General features: G+C 31.6%; 18 protein-coding genes. 8 read left to right on the top strand and 10 right to left on the bottom strand.

Going from position 1 to position 16,548, the window contains the following annotated elements; genetic code table 11:
• Positions 1–137 precede the first annotated feature (137 nt).
• The 6 genes from BUA99_RS13550 to BUA99_RS13535 all read left to right on the top strand — a co-directional run bounded on the left by BUA99_RS13550 (position 138) and on the right by BUA99_RS13535 (position 2,278).
• A complete protein-coding gene (locus tag BUA99_RS13550; RefSeq protein WP_072993455.1) occupies positions 138–761 on the top strand; it encodes a porin family protein in 624 nt (207 codons plus the stop codon).
• 30 nt (positions 762–791) lie between these two features.
• Entirely contained in the window at positions 792–944 is a 153-nt protein-coding gene (locus BUA99_RS15030) for a lmo0937 family membrane protein (protein ID WP_143151777.1), read from the top strand.
• Positions 945–990: 46 nt separating this feature from the next.
• On the top strand, positions 991–1,143 hold the full coding sequence (locus BUA99_RS15025) for a lmo0937 family membrane protein (RefSeq protein WP_139257287.1): 153 nt from the start codon (positions 991–993) through the stop codon (positions 1,141–1,143).
• 36 nt (positions 1,144–1,179) lie between these two features.
• Positions 1,180–1,506, top strand: coding sequence for a YtxH domain-containing protein (locus tag BUA99_RS13545; protein ID WP_072993452.1), 327 nt, complete (start codon positions 1,180–1,182; stop codon positions 1,504–1,506).
• A 66-nt stretch (positions 1,507–1,572) separates the two neighbouring features.
• Positions 1,573–1,920, top strand: coding sequence for a hypothetical protein (locus BUA99_RS13540; protein ID WP_072993449.1), 348 nt, complete (start codon positions 1,573–1,575; stop codon positions 1,918–1,920).
• Between the two features lies 1 nt (position 1,921).
• Positions 1,922–2,278 carry a hypothetical protein gene (locus tag BUA99_RS13535; protein WP_072993446.1) on the top strand — a complete coding sequence of 119 codons (357 nt, stop codon included), beginning with the start codon at positions 1,922–1,924 and terminating at the stop codon, positions 2,276–2,278.
• A gap of 271 nt (positions 2,279–2,549) precedes the next feature.
• Here BUA99_RS13535 and BUA99_RS13530 read toward each other — a convergent pair whose 3' ends face one another.
• The 8 genes from BUA99_RS13530 to BUA99_RS13495 all read right to left on the bottom strand — a co-directional run bounded on the left by BUA99_RS13530 (position 2,550) and on the right by BUA99_RS13495 (position 11,577).
• Entirely contained in the window at positions 2,550–3,593 is a 1,044-nt protein-coding gene (locus tag BUA99_RS13530) for an o-succinylbenzoate synthase (RefSeq protein ID WP_072993444.1), read from the bottom strand.
• Positions 3,594–3,734: 141 nt separating this feature from the next.
• A complete protein-coding gene (locus BUA99_RS13525; RefSeq protein WP_072993441.1) occupies positions 3,735–4,940 on the bottom strand; it encodes a tetratricopeptide repeat protein in 1,206 nt (401 codons plus the stop codon).
• A 171-nt stretch (positions 4,941–5,111) separates the two neighbouring features.
• Positions 5,112–5,789, bottom strand: a complete 678-nt coding sequence (locus tag BUA99_RS13520; RefSeq protein ID WP_072993438.1) for a metal-dependent hydrolase — start codon at positions 5,787–5,789, stop codon at positions 5,112–5,114.
• A 209-nt stretch (positions 5,790–5,998) separates the two neighbouring features.
• On the bottom strand, positions 5,999–6,961 hold the full coding sequence (gene menA / locus BUA99_RS13515) for a 1,4-dihydroxy-2-naphthoate octaprenyltransferase (RefSeq protein WP_072993435.1): 963 nt from the start codon (positions 6,959–6,961) through the stop codon (positions 5,999–6,001).
• Positions 6,962–7,016: 55 nt separating this feature from the next.
• A complete protein-coding gene (locus BUA99_RS13510; protein WP_072993432.1) occupies positions 7,017–8,531 on the bottom strand; it encodes a PH domain-containing protein in 1,515 nt (504 codons plus the stop codon).
• A complete protein-coding gene (locus BUA99_RS13505; protein ID WP_072993429.1) occupies positions 8,531–9,052 on the bottom strand; it encodes a PH domain-containing protein in 522 nt (173 codons plus the stop codon). The genes BUA99_RS13510 and BUA99_RS13505 overlap by 1 nt, the downstream gene beginning before the upstream one ends.
• Positions 9,053–9,247: 195 nt before the next feature.
• A complete protein-coding gene (locus BUA99_RS13500) occupies positions 9,248–10,078 on the bottom strand; it encodes a 1,4-dihydroxy-2-naphthoyl-CoA synthase (RefSeq protein WP_072993426.1) in 831 nt (276 codons plus the stop codon).
• A 644-nt stretch (positions 10,079–10,722) separates the two neighbouring features.
• Positions 10,723–11,577, bottom strand: coding sequence for a CvfB family protein (locus BUA99_RS13495; protein WP_072993423.1), 855 nt, complete (start codon positions 11,575–11,577; stop codon positions 10,723–10,725).
• A gap of 193 nt (positions 11,578–11,770) precedes the next feature.
• On the opposite strand from BUA99_RS13495, the gene BUA99_RS13490 reads away from it, so the two are divergent.
• Positions 11,771–12,109, top strand: coding sequence for a cupin domain-containing protein (locus BUA99_RS13490; RefSeq protein ID WP_072993420.1), 339 nt, complete (start codon positions 11,771–11,773; stop codon positions 12,107–12,109).
• 878 nt (positions 12,110–12,987) lie between these two features.
• Positions 12,988–14,343, top strand: coding sequence for a M20/M25/M40 family metallo-hydrolase (locus tag BUA99_RS13485; protein WP_072993417.1), 1,356 nt, complete (start codon positions 12,988–12,990; stop codon positions 14,341–14,343).
• A 71-nt stretch (positions 14,344–14,414) separates the two neighbouring features.
• Here the strand turns inward: BUA99_RS13485 and BUA99_RS13480 are convergent, their stop codons facing one another.
• Together BUA99_RS13480 and menD are read right to left on the bottom strand one after the other, a co-directional pair.
• The gene (locus BUA99_RS13480) at positions 14,415–14,756 is read right to left on the bottom strand and encodes a DUF2853 family protein (protein WP_072993414.1); all 342 of its coding nucleotides are present in this window, start codon (positions 14,754–14,756) and stop codon (positions 14,415–14,417) included.
• 87 nt (positions 14,757–14,843) lie between these two features.
• Positions 14,844–16,505 (bottom strand): 2-succinyl-5-enolpyruvyl-6-hydroxy-3-cyclohexene-1-carboxylic-acid synthase, encoded by a 1,662-nt coding sequence (menD, locus tag BUA99_RS13475; protein ID WP_072993411.1) that lies wholly within the window; start codon positions 16,503–16,505, stop codon positions 14,844–14,846.
• Between the last annotated feature and the right edge of the window lie 43 nt (positions 16,506–16,548).

The raw sequence follows: 16,548 nt of genomic DNA, 5'->3' as shown, positions 1-16,548 counted from the left end.
ACGGCGCTGCAATTAAAAATTAATTACAATATTAAAATAACGTGTGAATCTTATAAAATTATAAAAAAGTCTTGTAACAAAAACCCTATGTAAGATCCAGATATTTGTATAATAAATAATCTAATAAATTAAAAAAAATGAAAGGTACTAAAAGTTTAATTTTCGCAACAGTTTTAACAACCATCGCTGCTTTTACTGGAGTTCAAGCTCAGGATAAAATAGCTTCTTATGGTTTTAAAGGAGGACTTAACTTCTCTAATCTTTATACAGATAATGTTGATGATAATAATGTATTAACAGGATTCAATGCAGGATTTTACGCAAAGCTACCAATTACAAATAGCATCGCTATACAACCTGAAATCAGTTACACTACAAAAGGAGCTGAATTAGTTTATAACAATGCATTTGCAAATGGAACAGCAAAATTTAAAACTAACTATATTGAAGTACCAGTATTACTGGTTGTAAATCTTACTGAAAATTTTAATATTCATGCTGGACCATACGCCGCTTATATGGTAAGTGGAAAAACAACTAATGATTCAAATTTTGGATCTTCTCAAAGCGAGTTAGATACTAATGATTTCAATAAATTTGATGCAGGGGTTGCTGGAGGAATTGGAGTTGATTTAGATGCTTTAAATTTTGGAGTTCGTTACAACTACGGATTAACAAAAATAGGTAAGCAAGATGCCTTTTTATCTTCTGATGCAAAAAACAGCGTTTTAAGTGTATACGTGGGTTTAAGATTGAATTAAATCTAAAGAAATTATTAAATTCAAGAAATCATGGGCAATTTTCTATATACAATTGTAATGATATTAGTGATATTTTGGGCAATAGGATTCTTTGCATATAGTGCAGGTACATTCATTCATATATTACTTGTTATTGCTGTCATCGCTATCATTTTTAGATTAATTCAAGGCAGTAAAATTTAAAATAATAATCAAATACAAATATTAATAACCATAAAAAACAAACAAAATGGGAAATTTACTTTATACAATCGCAGTTATTTTAGTTATCTTTTGGGCGATCGGATTTTTCGCTTTTAGCCTAGGATCAATAATTCATGTTCTTCTGGTTATTGCAGTTATTGCAATATTATTCAGATTAATATCTGGAAGAAGCGTTTAATCGCATTATATAAAAACAACAATAAAATAAAAAATTATGAAAGCAGATAAAATAATATTAGGAGTTCTAGGTGGAGTAGCTGTTGGAGCGTTATTAGGGGTATTGTATGCACCTGAAAAAGGCGACAAAACAAGAAGAAAAATAATGGATAAAAGTAATGACTACGCTGACGAATTAAAAGATAAGTTAGATACTTTATTGGGAACAATTAATGATAAGTATGAAAAAATCTGGAAAGAGGGCGAAAATCTACTTGCAGATGGAAAATCAAAAATGCACAATGTTAAAAGCCAAGGTGAAGATTTAATCGCTGAAGGTAATTCTCAATTCAACGATGCGAAGAATGAATTTAAAAATAGCTAATAAGCTATTTGAATATAAATTTTTGTAATATAAATTTTTGAAGAGAAATAAGTTAAAACTTATAGTATGGAAGATAGTACATCAACAATAGAAATGCTTTACGAAAGAGCAGAACAATATACTAAGACAAGCATAGAACTATTGAAATTACAAACTGTAGATAAAACCGCAGATGTAGTATCGTCTTTATTTTCTCAAATCATCGTTTCTGTTGTTTTTGTAGTAGTTTGTTTGTTAGTAAACATTGGACTATCTTTTTGGATCGGTGAGCTTTTAGGAAAAGTTTATTATGGCTTTTTTGCTGTATCAGGTCTTTATTTAATTCTAGTTATAATACTATATAAATTTAGAGTTTCACTTTTAAAAACTCCTATCCGCGATCTTATTATTGTTAAAATGCTTAATAAGAATTAGTATGAAAAAAATTAGTCACGCCGAAACTTTACAAGAAGCGATACGATTGTTAAAATTGCAACAAGCTGGACAACTTGATCAGTTAAAGGAACAATACTATTATACATACGATAGTTTTAAACCTACAAATCTCATCAAAAAAGCATATAATACCATGTCTAGTTCGACTGAGTTGAGAGGTAATATTATAAGTAATCTAATAGGACTAGGAACTGGTTATATCACTAAAAAGATTTTAATTGGATCTACGCACAGTCCTGTAAAAAGGATTTTAGGAACTATTTTACAATTTGTAGTAACAAACGTCGTTGCGAAAAAGACTGAAAAGAAAATTGAAAGTGAGTATGATAAGAGTTAGTTTATTATGAATTCTTGACACTTAATTATAAGGATAGCCAACAAAGCTATCCTTTTTTTATTAGCTTTGACAGATTAAAATTTAAAATACAGTTTTCATTTTATAGAATAATAATTAATATTCATTTTAGAATTTAGTAAATTATATTAATGAAGTTAAGACTTATTGCGCTGCTACAAGTCAATAAAATATGATAATTATTATCATATTACCAAATTAATAATTCTTTATTTAAAAATCTACTCGATTCCTTAACAAGGTATCTTTCAACCTAAAGTGAACCAAAATCAAAATCCCATTTTACCTCTTTTTTATACCACAATTCTCCATTCAACACAACTAAAGGACAGTCGAAGTTGTTAGTATAAAGTCCGCCAGTTCCTAACCCTTGCGGCATTAAGTTATGCTGTAAATAGGTCCACTGCGATATTGCATTTAGCCCAATATTACTCTCTAAAGCTGATGTAATCCACCACTTTATTTTGTGCTTTTCAGCCAAAGAAATCCATTGCTGCGTACCTTTAAAACCACCTATAAAACTTGGTTTTAAAATTATGTATATGGGCTTGATTTTAACTAATAATTTCTCCTTTTCCTCTTCCTTAAATATTCCAATTAACTCTTCATCAAGAGCAATAGGAAAAGGACTCACTTTACATAACTCTGCCATACTGTCAGTGTTGTTTTTAGCAATAGGCTGCTCAATGCTATGTAATTCAAATTCAGATAATTGAATTAATTTATCTAAAGCTGAATCTAAGGTAAAAGCTCCATTAGCATCAACCCGAATTTCGACTTGCTCAGCCGTAAAATGTCGACGAATAAAACGCAATAATTGTAATTCTACATCAAAGCCGATCGCTCCAATTTTAAGTTTGATACAACGAAAACCTTCAGCTAGTTTTTCCTCAATTTGCTGCTTCATAAAAACTTCATTTCCCATCCAAACTAAACCATTAATTTCCATCGCTTTTGTACCAGCTGTAAACTGTGATGGGAACAATAAAAAAGGTGATTCACTCGCTAAAGATTGAAAGGCCATTTCAACTCCAAATTGAATCGAAGGAAACTCTAGCAAATCATCCCAAAGCACGTCTTTACCAAGATGAATATTAGCGCAAGTCCACTGTAATTTTGCTTCATAATCAGGTCGATCATCAATACTCAAACCGCGCAGGATCCCACATTCGCCTATCCCTTTTTTTTTATTATTTTCTATAATAATAAACCAAGTTTCTTTTTCATTCATCACCCCACGAGAAGTGCCAGAAGGACGCTTGAAATTGAGAATATATTTATGATACGTTGCTTTCATAATTTTTTTATTAAATAGAAAATACTATTAATTATTCAAAACTATTATGGTTTTAAATAGTTTTAAAAAATTCGATCTGAATCCATACTCTATTTCGAAGAAGTTGTGCGAAGAAATACAACGTAAGAGCTAAATAAATTATCAATCTAAAAATCGTAAAACTCGCTCAAAATCTTTACTTTGAATTCCAACTTTTCTAAATAATGCAAAATCTAGTTTTATTTTTTGAGTCCAACTTAAACTATCTGTTACATTTTGAGATTGGTATTCTTTATAAATTGCTTTTGCTGCTGAATAATTATCATTTAATAAGTAGGCATGCGCCAAATTTAATTTAATTAAAAGCTCTGTTTCATCTAACTTCTCTCCAGCTCTAAGAAATTTAATCGCTTTACCATATTGCTTTGTAAAAAGATAATTTTCACCAATATCATTATAATCGAGAGCAGTTGCTTTACCATCATTAATTAGTGTTGTAAGCTTTGCAATAGCTTCACCTTGTTTTCCTCTTTTTGAAAGCACTGAAGCTTGTTTACGTAAATCATCATATATACTCTTAGAAAGATTGCTTTCGCCAAAGCAACTATCGCCAAAATCTTTGAAAGCTTTAGCACGCTCTACAGCTAATAATTTTTGAAATTCCTTAAAACTATACTTGGATTGAATCTTGTCAAGAATGCAAACGCAAAAATCATCAGAATTACTCATTTTCTGAGCTAAGTTTGATGTTTTACATTGATCGATAATGGATTTTTTATTTTCGACACTCCAACCGCGACTTAATTTGTAATCCACCCAGGGTACCACTTCAAGAATGACTTTTTGATTCATAATCCAGTTTTTGCTTTCAAAACCAAACCATAATTTCCCAGTGTTTAATTTCATGCAAGAAGATTTATCCGCAGAAAGCAACTTTGCATCTTTACTTACTGGAATATCTTGCAAGAAGCAAGCATTCTCTGTTGTTCCATTTTCTTTATAGGAATTAGCCAAATTTTCATTAGAAAAAATTGCATATTTACATTTATCATCTCCAGAAATTTTTGATAAAATAAAAACCGCACCAGCTGAACCTTGACTAATTCCTGTTGGATCTGGAATTGCTTTTAAAACCGACACTAAACTACTTGCCATTTGCTGGTTTTTGTCTAATAGTGTAATTCTAAAAACAACTTCTGTGGTTCCTTCTGGAAAATCTTGCGTCTTTATTATAATTCTATCTCTTGCAGAAACAGTAATTTCCGCAGTTGTTGCTCTTGTCTTGTCCCAGTATCCATCTTTTTGTGCAAATCCTGACTGAAGTGTGAGTGCTGTAATTAATAGAAAAAATTCTTTTTTAATCTTCATGTTGTTAATTAACGAGATTTTTAGCCCAGATTACTTTACTACAATTTCATTTATTTGGTGTTCAGTGAACTCCGTTTGAGGTGGAAATCCTTTTTTAAAACCTCCAGCCTATCAAGCGCTGAAAATTTTAAAAAATATTGAAACGGATAGCTGGAATAGCTCCAAAAAAAATTACAATTCAATCGAATCCCCTATTTTCAATAACATTAAATCTTTTCCTTTATTAAAGAATTTACGTATCGAATCCTCGTGATCAATTTCAATATAACCAAAAGTATCAAAATGATAACCTAGGATTTTATCGCATTCTACAAAATCAGAAGCAATAATTGCATCTTCAACATCCATTGTAAAGTTATCGCCTATTGGCAGAATAGCCAAATCAAGTTTTGTACGCAACGGAATAAGCTTCATGTCCATCGTTAAAGCAGTATCACCAGCGATGTAAATATTTTTATGTTCGCCCTCAATAACAAAACCGCCAGGATTACCTCCATAACCTCCATCAGGAAACGAACTAGAATGAATGGCATTTACATACTTAACTTTTCCAAAATCAAAATTCCAACTACCGCCATGATTCATGGGATGTGATTGAAAACCTTTTGCAGCATAATAACCAGCAATTTCAGCATTGGAAACAATTACTGCATTAGTTCTTCCAGCTATTGCCTCAACATCAAGAATATGATCACCGTGCGCATGCGTAAGCAAAATGTAATCAGCTTTCAAATTAGCTACGTCAATATGCGCCGCTTTTGGATTAGCAGAGATGTAAGGATCAACTAATATGTGCATGCCACCAACATCAATTCCTAATGAAGCGTGACCATAAAATGTTATTTTCATATTTATAATTTTTAAAGTAAAACGTGATTTAGTTAAATTGTAAAATCTCACCTCAGATTCGCAGATTTTTTATTGTACTTTTTTATTTTAGTTATTTTATAATTCTTTTCAAAAACTTAGCTATAATAATTTTTAAGAACTACTCTAAAATCAAACGAAACTTCTAAGACTTAATTTTTCTTGATATTTTACAAGCTTTGTATAAAATTTTATCTTCCTCCCATTACTGCATTTACAACCACATCCGAAAAGAAATAAATCATACAGAGCGCTAGTAAAATTGAAAGCGCAAATGTGCTTAACGCTAATTTTTTTAATTCAGGGTCTAACAATCTAGGCTCTTGATTATTACTAACGGTAACTAGATGTTTAGTTAACGGAATATAAGCCAATAAAAACAGATATTGATCAAAATGAAAATCACTTAATATTGCAAACAAAACGATTAAAAACATTGCTGAAGTGACGAGGAAATAATGATATTTTTTTGCTCTAGCTCCACCAATTTTTACAACAATTGTATTTTTGTTAGACTTTCTATCTGAGGCTTCGTCTCGCATATTATTTAAATTTAAAACACCAACACTTAACAATCCTATTGCAATAGCTGGCAAAAATAATATCGCGTCCAACTGTTTTGAATATAAGAAGTTAACCCCTAAAGTACTGACTAAACCAAAAAAAATAAATACAAATAAATCACCAAAACCCCTATATCCATAAGCAGTATTACCTACTGTATATCGTATTGCTGAAATAATTGCTAAAATACCAAGCACTAAAAAGAACAATGAGTAAAAAATATTTGTGTCAGCAAACGCATAATAAATTAATAAAATAGCAGAAAGCAACGTCAATAATGACGTTATAATTATAGCACGTTTCATATCTTTTGGAGAAATCACTCCACTCTGAATAGCTCGTTTTGGACCTACTCTATCGTCATTATCTGTCCCTTTCAACCCATCTCCGTAATCATTTGCAAAATTTGATAATATTTGTAAACCTAAGGTAGTTAAAATTGCGAAACCAAAAAGACGCCAATTAAAAACTTCAGTCGGTGTCAAGATGTTTTCTGTTGGATTTGCCAACGCATACATACTCCCCACAATTATACCCGAGACCGATAAGGGTAATGTTCTCAATCGAGCTGCTTCAATCCAATGTTTCATTTCTTTTTATTTATATTTTAGTTTTACGAAAAATCGCTCTCTTACTTATTCTAAATTACATCCAATTGCTATCTGAAGTTTCAATTTCATACAACCATTTGTTGATGTACTGTTTCAAAACAATGTAATCGCCTAATTGAAAAGCGATATCTCCCCCAGCCGTGTGCAATGTTATTGATCCTATATTTAATTTTTTGTGCCAAAAAAGCTGTGACGTTGAAACTGCCTGAATTTTACTCGGTTCAATAATTTCTTTTCTAATATCCCAGGCACCGCTTTGTTTGATGATAAAATTATTATTAATAAACAATCTATTGTTTATGTATTTAAAATACTGAATCAATCCAATGTAAACAATATAAATTGGAACAATAAAAAAATATTCAAATACAGCAGAATCTAAATAAGTTCCGATGACAATAAAAGCAAACAAAGGTAATCCTATTGTAAGAAAGATTGAAAAAATAAGTTTTCGCCAATTAGGTTTCAACATTAAACCTTTAGCAGGAATCTTTTGAAATAACAAATTTAAAATCGCTTCTTCCTCTGCTGTGCTGCATCCTGGAATATCAATTGCTGAACCTTTTTGTTCTTTTTCACCGCTGGTTGCTTGCTTAATCTTTAGTTCCAATATTCCCATTTTTTTTTGGAAAAAATTTCTTGAAGTAACGACAATTTGCACTTTTTCTGGTTTCAAAATGGTGCTTTTAGTGCTTATCAAACCATATGACAACAATAGTGATCCTTTTTGCTGTTTGATAGTATAATTGAAATATTTAAAAATAGTTCTAAATACATTAACAATTAAAACGATGAAAATTAGCCAAAAAATAAAAAATAAAATCGATTGCAAGACTAGATTTTGATCAATATAATTTCCAAATTTCTCTTTATAAATGTTATCATCATCTCCAAATTTTAAAAAGTTCTCGTAAATGGTGCTGAAAAATAATAATAACAACGCAATACTTCGTCCATAATTAGAGGTTACACCGACTTTCAACAGACTTAGAAAACTAATTCTTAAAAAAGGTTCAGCAAAATCCGACTGTTCATTAGCAATCTCTTTAAATGTTGTTGTATCGTTTTCGTCGCCAATCGCTTTAGACTCATTTTCTAATAAGCGTGATTTTAATTCTAAAGCTAATTCATGTGAAATTGCTTTAATAGCTCCTTCTTTTTTATTGCTTCCAGCAGTATCCACATTAAGTTCATAAACACCTATTAAGCGCTGGATGAAAGATTGATTGATATTTACTTGTTGAATTTTATTGAGCTGAATAGCAGTCTTTGTTTTATTGATAATACCTTCATTAATTATAAATTCTTTGTTTTCTGAATCCAAAGCAAAAGTAAAATTTAGGTATTTCAAGTAAGAAATAATTCCAATCACCACAAATAAAGCAATTAACGAAAGAACCAAATAAATTTTATTAATTTGATTAAATCTAAAAGCGTAAATTAAAATTATAGGCCAAAATGCCCTAGCATAACGCTGCAGCGAATAAAAAAACAAAACCCAAATCCCAACTACAGATTGCCTTTGAGGTAAGCTAAAATCAGTACTCATTACAATTGTTTTTGAATTTTACCCATCAATAATTGTTCAATATTTTCAGCTTGTTCTTTTTCGATTCCTGGTATTTGAAGATCACTCGAACTTGCGCCAGCAGTAAAAATTTCTACTTTGGCTAAACCTAAATAACGCGAAATTAATCCTTCGTGTAAAGCTACGTGTTGAACTCTATTATAAGGAATTACAATTGTATTAGTTGCAATCACTCCACTTCTATATAACACATCGTGTTCTCTAAACGCAAAACCTTTTCTTTTATAGCCTAAAATTGAAAATACTGCAATCCAAATAAATAAAACTGGAAGTACAGCACCTAAAATTAACCACAATCTCCCAGAAAACAGTTCAGGCCTAAAAAAGGAGAACATAAGGGGAGCTATAATCATTACTGTAATAATTATAATTAAATTGATTATTACCACCGTAAAATACTTCGAATGAAGCGACGTAAAAATAACTGCTTCAAATTTAGGAAGTTGGGTAGTATCAATCGTTTCGTTTGTAAAATTTTCCATTTAATATTTTTATTTATAGTGCTACTGCAAGATTTTGATATTTTCCCAAAACACTATTTTTTTTGCCATAACGGCACAAAGACACTAATTTTTTATATCCGGTACCAACTTAATCTTAGAAATTTGTGTAACATCAATACTTTTCAATCTCTACAATTTTGACTAAACACTAATTGCTGTTCACTATTCACTAACTTACGGTAACCATTTTTTCTCAAAATTTGGTTTTCTTTTTTCTAAAAATGCATTTCTGCCCTCTTTTGCTTCTTCAGTCATATAAGCTAGTCGTGTTGCTTCGCCAGCAAAAACTTGTTGGCCTACCATTCCATCATCAGTAAGATTCATCGCAAATTTTAACATCTTGATGGCCATTGGCGATTTTTGTAAAATTTCCTGAGCCCATTCGTACGCTGTATCCTCTAACGCATCATGCGGAATCACAGCATTGACCATTCCCATATCCATCGCGTCTTGAGCAGAGTAATTCCGACCTAGAAAAAATATTTCTCTTGCTTTTTTTTGTCCTACCATTTTAGCTAAATAAGCGGAACCATATCCTCCGTCAAAACTAGTAACATCAGCGTCTGTTTGTTTAAAAATAGCATGTTCCTTGCTGGCTAAAGTTAAATCACATACAACATGCAAGCTATGGCCACCGCCTACAGCCCAACCCGGAACTACGGCAATGACAACCTTCGGCATAAAGCGAATTAAGCGTTGCACCTCGAGAATATTTAATCGATGTTGCCCATCATCACCTACATATCCTTGATGCCCTCGAGCGTTTTGATCGCCACCGCTACAAAAAGAGTAAACACCATCTTTCGAAGATGGCCCTTCAGCTGATAATAAAACAACGCCAATAGAAGTGTCCTCCTGAGCATCACAAAAAGCATTGTAAAGTTCAGCTGTTGTTTTTGGACGAAAAGCATTACGCACATCGGGCCTATTAAAAGCAATACGAGCTACGCCATTGCATTTTTTATAAGTGATATCTTCATATTCTTTAGCAGTAATCCAATCCATATTTATAGCGTTAAATTATTTTACCGTAAAAATAAATTATTTTTTGCAGTATATCTATTCTAATTCATAGTCCTTGTGGTAATCCTTCTCTGATGAAACAGTTCAAAATGTTAAATATCAATAAAAAACATTTTTTTTAACAGTAGTCGTTCACTTAATTTTATAACTTTAACTCAAGCTAATCAGATAAATAGACTTTATTTATTTTTTAGCGGATGGCTTTACACTGATTTATTAACCTAAAAAAAGAATGTATTGAATACACTTAAAAATGTTGTCACTCTTCTATGTACGGTAATGAGTAATCCTAAGATTTCAAAAACGTTAAAGGGAGAGTTAATGATAAAATCAGTTTCCACCTTACGAAATTGTAATAAGTAACACCTGCGGTTAAAGAAAAAGATTTATTTTTCTTGCTCTTGCAAATGCGAGGCATTAGTAAAATTATTTTTAGAAAATATTCTTTCAATAAATAATAAAAACCAGCGGCTAACTGTGAACTTAGATTAAAGTAGAGAAGCGACTGTATAAACATTAAAAGACATAAAACATTAAAATTATTTTATGCTGTAAAATTTTAAAATTAAAAGAACAGCATTGAAAAGAGAAAGACTAACCGTTTCCCGATTAGTCTTTCTTTTTTTCTATTCTTTAACTAAGTATATTCCGTCTTCCTTGATTTCAATTAATTTTTCCCTGTATAAAGCTCCAATAGCCTTTTTAAAAGTTTTTTTACTCATTTTTAGGACCGTTTTGATATCCTCAGGATGAGAATTATCAGTTAGTCTCAAAAATCCACGACTGGCTTTAAGCTCTTCTAATATTTTATCTGCATTGGGCTCAATACTTTCATAACCTTGAATTTGTAGCGCGACATCAATTTTATTATCGGGACGTATTGTTTTAATGTATCCTCGCATGCGGTCTCCCGTGCGAATGGCATCATCATAAACTTCATCCTTGTACATTAATCCTTTGTACTTTTCGTTAATTATTACATTAATTCCAATTTCAGTTATGTGCGAAACGATCAAATCAACTTCTTCACCTTTTTCAACAGTTAACTCTTCATTTTTAAGAAACTGATTCGTTTTACTTGAAGCAACTAAGCGATTTGTTTTTTCATCCATATAAAGATAAACTAGATAACGCTTTCCCTTTTCCATAGGACGCGCCTGCTCTTTAAACGGAACTAATATATCTTTTTCCATTCCCCAATCCATAAAAGCACCTACTTGATTGGTGTAATTCACACGCAATAGAGCAAATTCATTAAGCAAAATATAAGGTTCTAGCGTAGTAGCAACAGGTCTTTCTTCATGGTCTAAATACACAAAAACAATGAGCTCGTCACCTATTTCAAAATCATTAGGTACGTACTTATTGGGTAATAAAATATCGTGAATACCCTCAGGATCTTGCTCAGGATTCCCTAAAAACAAACCTACTTTAGTATCACGTAAAATGGTAAGCGTATTGTATTTTCCTATTTCAATCATTTTCTTAAATTCTTAGTCAATTCTAACTTTATCGACTGCAAAGGTACAAAGATTTAATTCACAAATTATTTTACTTTACTGTTATAAAAACCTACCTTTATTAAAATTGAAAACTGTGACAATCGCGTGAAAAGTCATTAAAAATTTAACTTTTGTATTGTCCTTAAAAAAATAATTACTAAAAATATTGATAATGAAAATAGCATCACTAAGAAAAGAAATCGAATATAATGAAGCTAAAGTTGCCATAACGGTACTTATGGAAACTGAAACGGCAAAGGAAATCAGAATTTTGTTTCGAAAAGGTCAGGAAATGAAAGAACACAAAGCAGGATTTCCTATCACTGTAGAAATTCATCAAGGATCTATAACTTTTGGTGCCGAAGGCGAAAAAATGATTTTAAAAACAGGAGATTTAATCGCCCTAGATGCTAATATTCCGCATAATCTATTAGCTGACGAAGATAGCATCGTTCGATTAACCTTGTCAAAACTGGATAGCGTTGAAAGAGTGAAAAAAGTGTTGGACTAAATTTTTGAAAAAGTGATTGAACATTTTTGAATAATTTACCAAAGGTAAATATGCAACTGTTCCTAAAATTAATTTTCTTTTTTTAGGAGCAAATAAATTGTCATTCAGTTCATTTTCTCTCCCGCTATACGCAGTATCTGCGTCTAAAAGCGCAGGATACTTGCTTCTATCGGGGCTACATTACAAATCCTTTTTTTATAACGCTTTCGTTCAATAAATAATAAAAATTCAAATTGGGGTTTTTGAAACGATATAGTAGATATAAAATCAGATACGATTTGTTAATTTATTTTATAATTATGAATCAAAAACACCATAATGTACTTTATCCAAATATTAGTTAAGACCTTAAACTAATAATGTTGCCCTATATAAGATCATACAAAAAAACCTGTTTCAAAATATTTTAAAATGTATAAGTTATTTTATCCATTTAATGTAGCATTTTACTTTTCCCACTCAATAATTTATATGAGCCTAAATTGACAAAAAACAATATTCATTTAATTTTATGTTTTCTCAACTTAATAAGTAGACATATTTGACTTACAAATACAGAAAAATAAGATATTATCCTCTAACCACGTAATAAAGCACAACTTGTTTTAAAGCACTTTTATAATTTAGCAACCATATAAGTTTATGTAACCATTTAATATGGCGTTTATCTTTAGTCGTCTATTTACTTTTATGGATTTAATTTAAAACAAAAAAAATATAATATAATTTATGTTTTACTAAAGTGATTAAAAAACTCACATAGCTTTTATCTTTAAAAAATTAGTTTTATTTTTATCATTACTTAATTGCTAAATCCTCAAGTTGATATAAATTTCGAGCATTTTTTACTAACTTTGAGCAACTAAAAAAAAACATAAATGAAAACAACAACTTCGCTTGTCTGTATATTTCTATTACTCTTAAATTCTCAATTCATTATTGCGCAAACCACTGTCGATGATCCTGAAATAAAGAAAATGATTGCGGATGTGAAATCAGAAAACATGGAGGCAACGGTTCTTAAACTTGTTACTTTTGGAACGAGACATACTTTAAGCGACACTAAAAGTAACACCCGCGGCATTGGTGCTGCTCAACGCTGGGTAAAATCAGAGTTTGATAAATACGCACTTGAATCTAACGGAAGACTGACCTCTAAAATTGATTTTTTCACAATAAAAGCAGATGGTCGTAGAATTGCTACCGATAGCCAGCTCGGAAATGTTATGGCTACTTTAAAAGGAACCGATGCTACAGATGATCGTGTCCTAATTATAAGCGGACACTTAGACTCTCGTGCTTCGGACGTTATGGATTCTAAAATTGATGCTCCTGGTGCTAACGATGATGCGTCCGGAGTTGCAGCCATGATGGAACTTGCGAGAATTATGAGTAAAAGAGAATTTCCTTTCACCTTAATTTTTGTTGCTGTAGTGGGCGAAGAACAAGGTTTATATGGAGCAAAACATTTAGCTGATGTTGCTAAAGAGGGAAAATGGAATGTAGTTGCAATGATCAATAATGACATGATTGGAAACAGTTTAGCGAGCGGAACTTTGATAAGAGATAACACCCAAGTTCGGGTTTTTAGCGAAACTATTCCCTATTTAGAAACAGAGGCAGAAACTAAAATGCGTAAATCAACAAATCGCGATAACGACAGTCCTTCAAGACAGTTAGCGCGTTATATAAAAACGGTTACCAATCAATATGTTGAGCAATTAGCTATAAACTTAGTATATCGTAATGATCGTTTTTTACGTGGAGGTGATCATACACCATTTAGTCAAAATGGTTTCACAGCAATACGTTTTTGTGAAATGAATGAAAACTACAATCAGCAGCACCAGGATGTTCGAAAAGAAAACAACATTCAATATGGCGATTTACCTGAATTCATGGATTTTGAATATATGAAAAAAGTAACTTGTTCGAACTTGGCTACTTTCAGTAATTTAGCGTGGTCACCAAAAGCACCAACAAGCGTTGGAATTGAGGTAAAAGATTTGACTAATTTTTCTACTTTGGTCTGGACAGCTCCAGAAGGTAAAACGGTTTATGGCTACAATATTTTAATTAGAGAAACAGCTTCTCCTCATTGGGAAAAAACAATTTTTGTCAAAGACACAAAGGCAGAAATCCCTTATTCTAAAGATAATTTCTTCTTTGCGGTACAAAGCGTTGATGAACTGGGTCATTCTAGTTTACCTATTTTTCCTATTCCAATCAGATAAATACAAACGATGTAAAATTAAAAAGCGTTTGCCTCGGCAAACGCTTTTTTTTGATCAAACGCTTTTCAAATTTAACTGTAAACGCTTTCTTTATTGAAATGTACTGTCAATAAATAGTAAATGACAACTCTGTATTTATTTTTATTAGATCTTCCATACTTTTCCATAATTGCATCAATAGCTATGTCTAACGCTGGAGAATCATCTAAACCTAATTTTTTAATCAGAAAACTGTTTTTCACAGTATCTAATTCAGCTTTTTGACTTCCTGCCACGGTTGCAGCATCATCGTTATAAATAGACGGACCACAGCCAATGGTTACTTTTGTTAATAAATCCATGTCAGGATTTACACCACATTTGTCTTTCAAATCAGCCGCATACTTTGTAATTAATTCTTCTCTTGCACTCATAAATAATGGTTTAATATTTGATTTATAGATTTTTACATACTCAAATTTATAAAAAAAAATATATATTCCAACATTGACTACTACTATTTAAACCAACTCTTTAAAATATTGAAGCAATATACTATCGTTCTTTAATGTTGGCGTAAAAATTTCTAAAACACAAGGTAATTCATTTTGAGCATATAAATCTACTAGACTGCTCGCTAAGCTCGCTTCATTACTTGCAATTGAATAACTAAACCCATACATTTTCGCTAATTGTTCTGCTGTTAAGCAGTGAGAAGTTTCAAAAAAAGTATTAAAAACAGTACTTTCTTCATGTCCAGGCAAAATTCTAAAAATACCACCACCACCATTATTAATCAAAATAATTTTAAAGTTTTTAGGAATATAACTATTCCATAAAGCATTGCTATCATATAGAAAACTAATATCACCAGTGATAAAAACTGTTTGCTTTTTGTTGGCCACAGCCGCACCAATTGCTGTTGATGTGCTTCCATCAATGCCACTTGTTCCACGATTACAATATACTTCAATTGATGGTTTAATATCAATTAGTTGTGCATATCTAATGGCTGAACTATTGCTTATTTGAAGTTGACTATCTTCTGGTAAACTTTGAATTACTTTCTCAAAGACAGTAAAATCAGAGAAAGGGATTTTAGATAAGTAGATTTCGTGTTTTGCTAATCGCAATTGTTTTACGGCATCCATCTTCATAAAATAATCACTGTTGATACTATTTGTTACTGGTAAAAAGGCTTTAAAAAAAGTGTTTGGTTCATATACAAAATGATGCGTCAGTGCCCCAAAAGTGTCGTAAGCTCTTAGCGTATCAATATGCCAATGGTGTTTTGGTTTGTATTTTCGTAGGAATGCCTTGATGCGTTTAGAAACAATCATTCCGCCAAAAGTGATAAGTATTTCGGGTTGGAAATATTCAAAATCCTCATTTGAAAAAGGGGTGATTATTGTATCTATATTATTGATAAAAGTACTGTGATGTAAGTTAGATGTTGTCTCTGTCATCACAATAATCGATTCATCTTCTGCAAAAGCATTACTAATTTCTTGATCGATACTATCAGGATCATTTACACCAACTAATATCATCTTTTTAGCTGATTGATTCCAGATACTCGCATATTGACCAAGATCTTGAATAGAGTTTTCGTTCGCTTTATTTGCGACAGCGGTTGTGCTTATCTTTACAGAAAGATCTGAAACAGTTTCATATAGAGGCTCTTCAAACGGAGCATTAATGTGAACAGGTCCTCTTTTTATAATGGCAATAGTTATTGCTTCATTTATTTTTAAATCATTTTCAACGGATACATCTGCCAATAAATTTGCATTGTACAAAGAGTGATTTGCAAAAACATTTTCCTGACGAATGGTTTGTCCATCGCCAATATCAATTTTACTTTGCGGACGATCTGCTGAAATCACGATCAACGGAATTTGACTGTAAAAAGCTTCTGCAAAAGCAGGATAATAATTCAACAAAGCGGATCCCGAAGTACAAACTAAAACTGCTGGTTTTTTAGTCTGTTGCGCAATTCCCATCCCGAAAAAAGCAGCCGTGCGTTCATCAGCAATACTATAACATTGAAAGGCTGGATTGTTAACAAAACCTATCGTTAAAGGAGCATTTCGTGAACCAGGAGAAATAATTATGGTGGTAATTCCTTTGGCCAAGCAAATTTCGATTATGCTTTGCGCTAAAGGTATTTTTGGGTAAATCATTGTATCATTTTTCTGAAATACAAAGTTACAAACTTGCAATGCG

It is taken from the genome of Flavobacterium segetis, from assembly GCF_900129575.1.
GTDB lineage: Bacteria > Bacteroidota > Bacteroidia > Flavobacteriales > Flavobacteriaceae > Flavobacterium > Flavobacterium segetis.
Note: the sequence above shows the minus strand (reverse complement) of the source record. Positions and strands in the feature narration are given on the sequence as shown.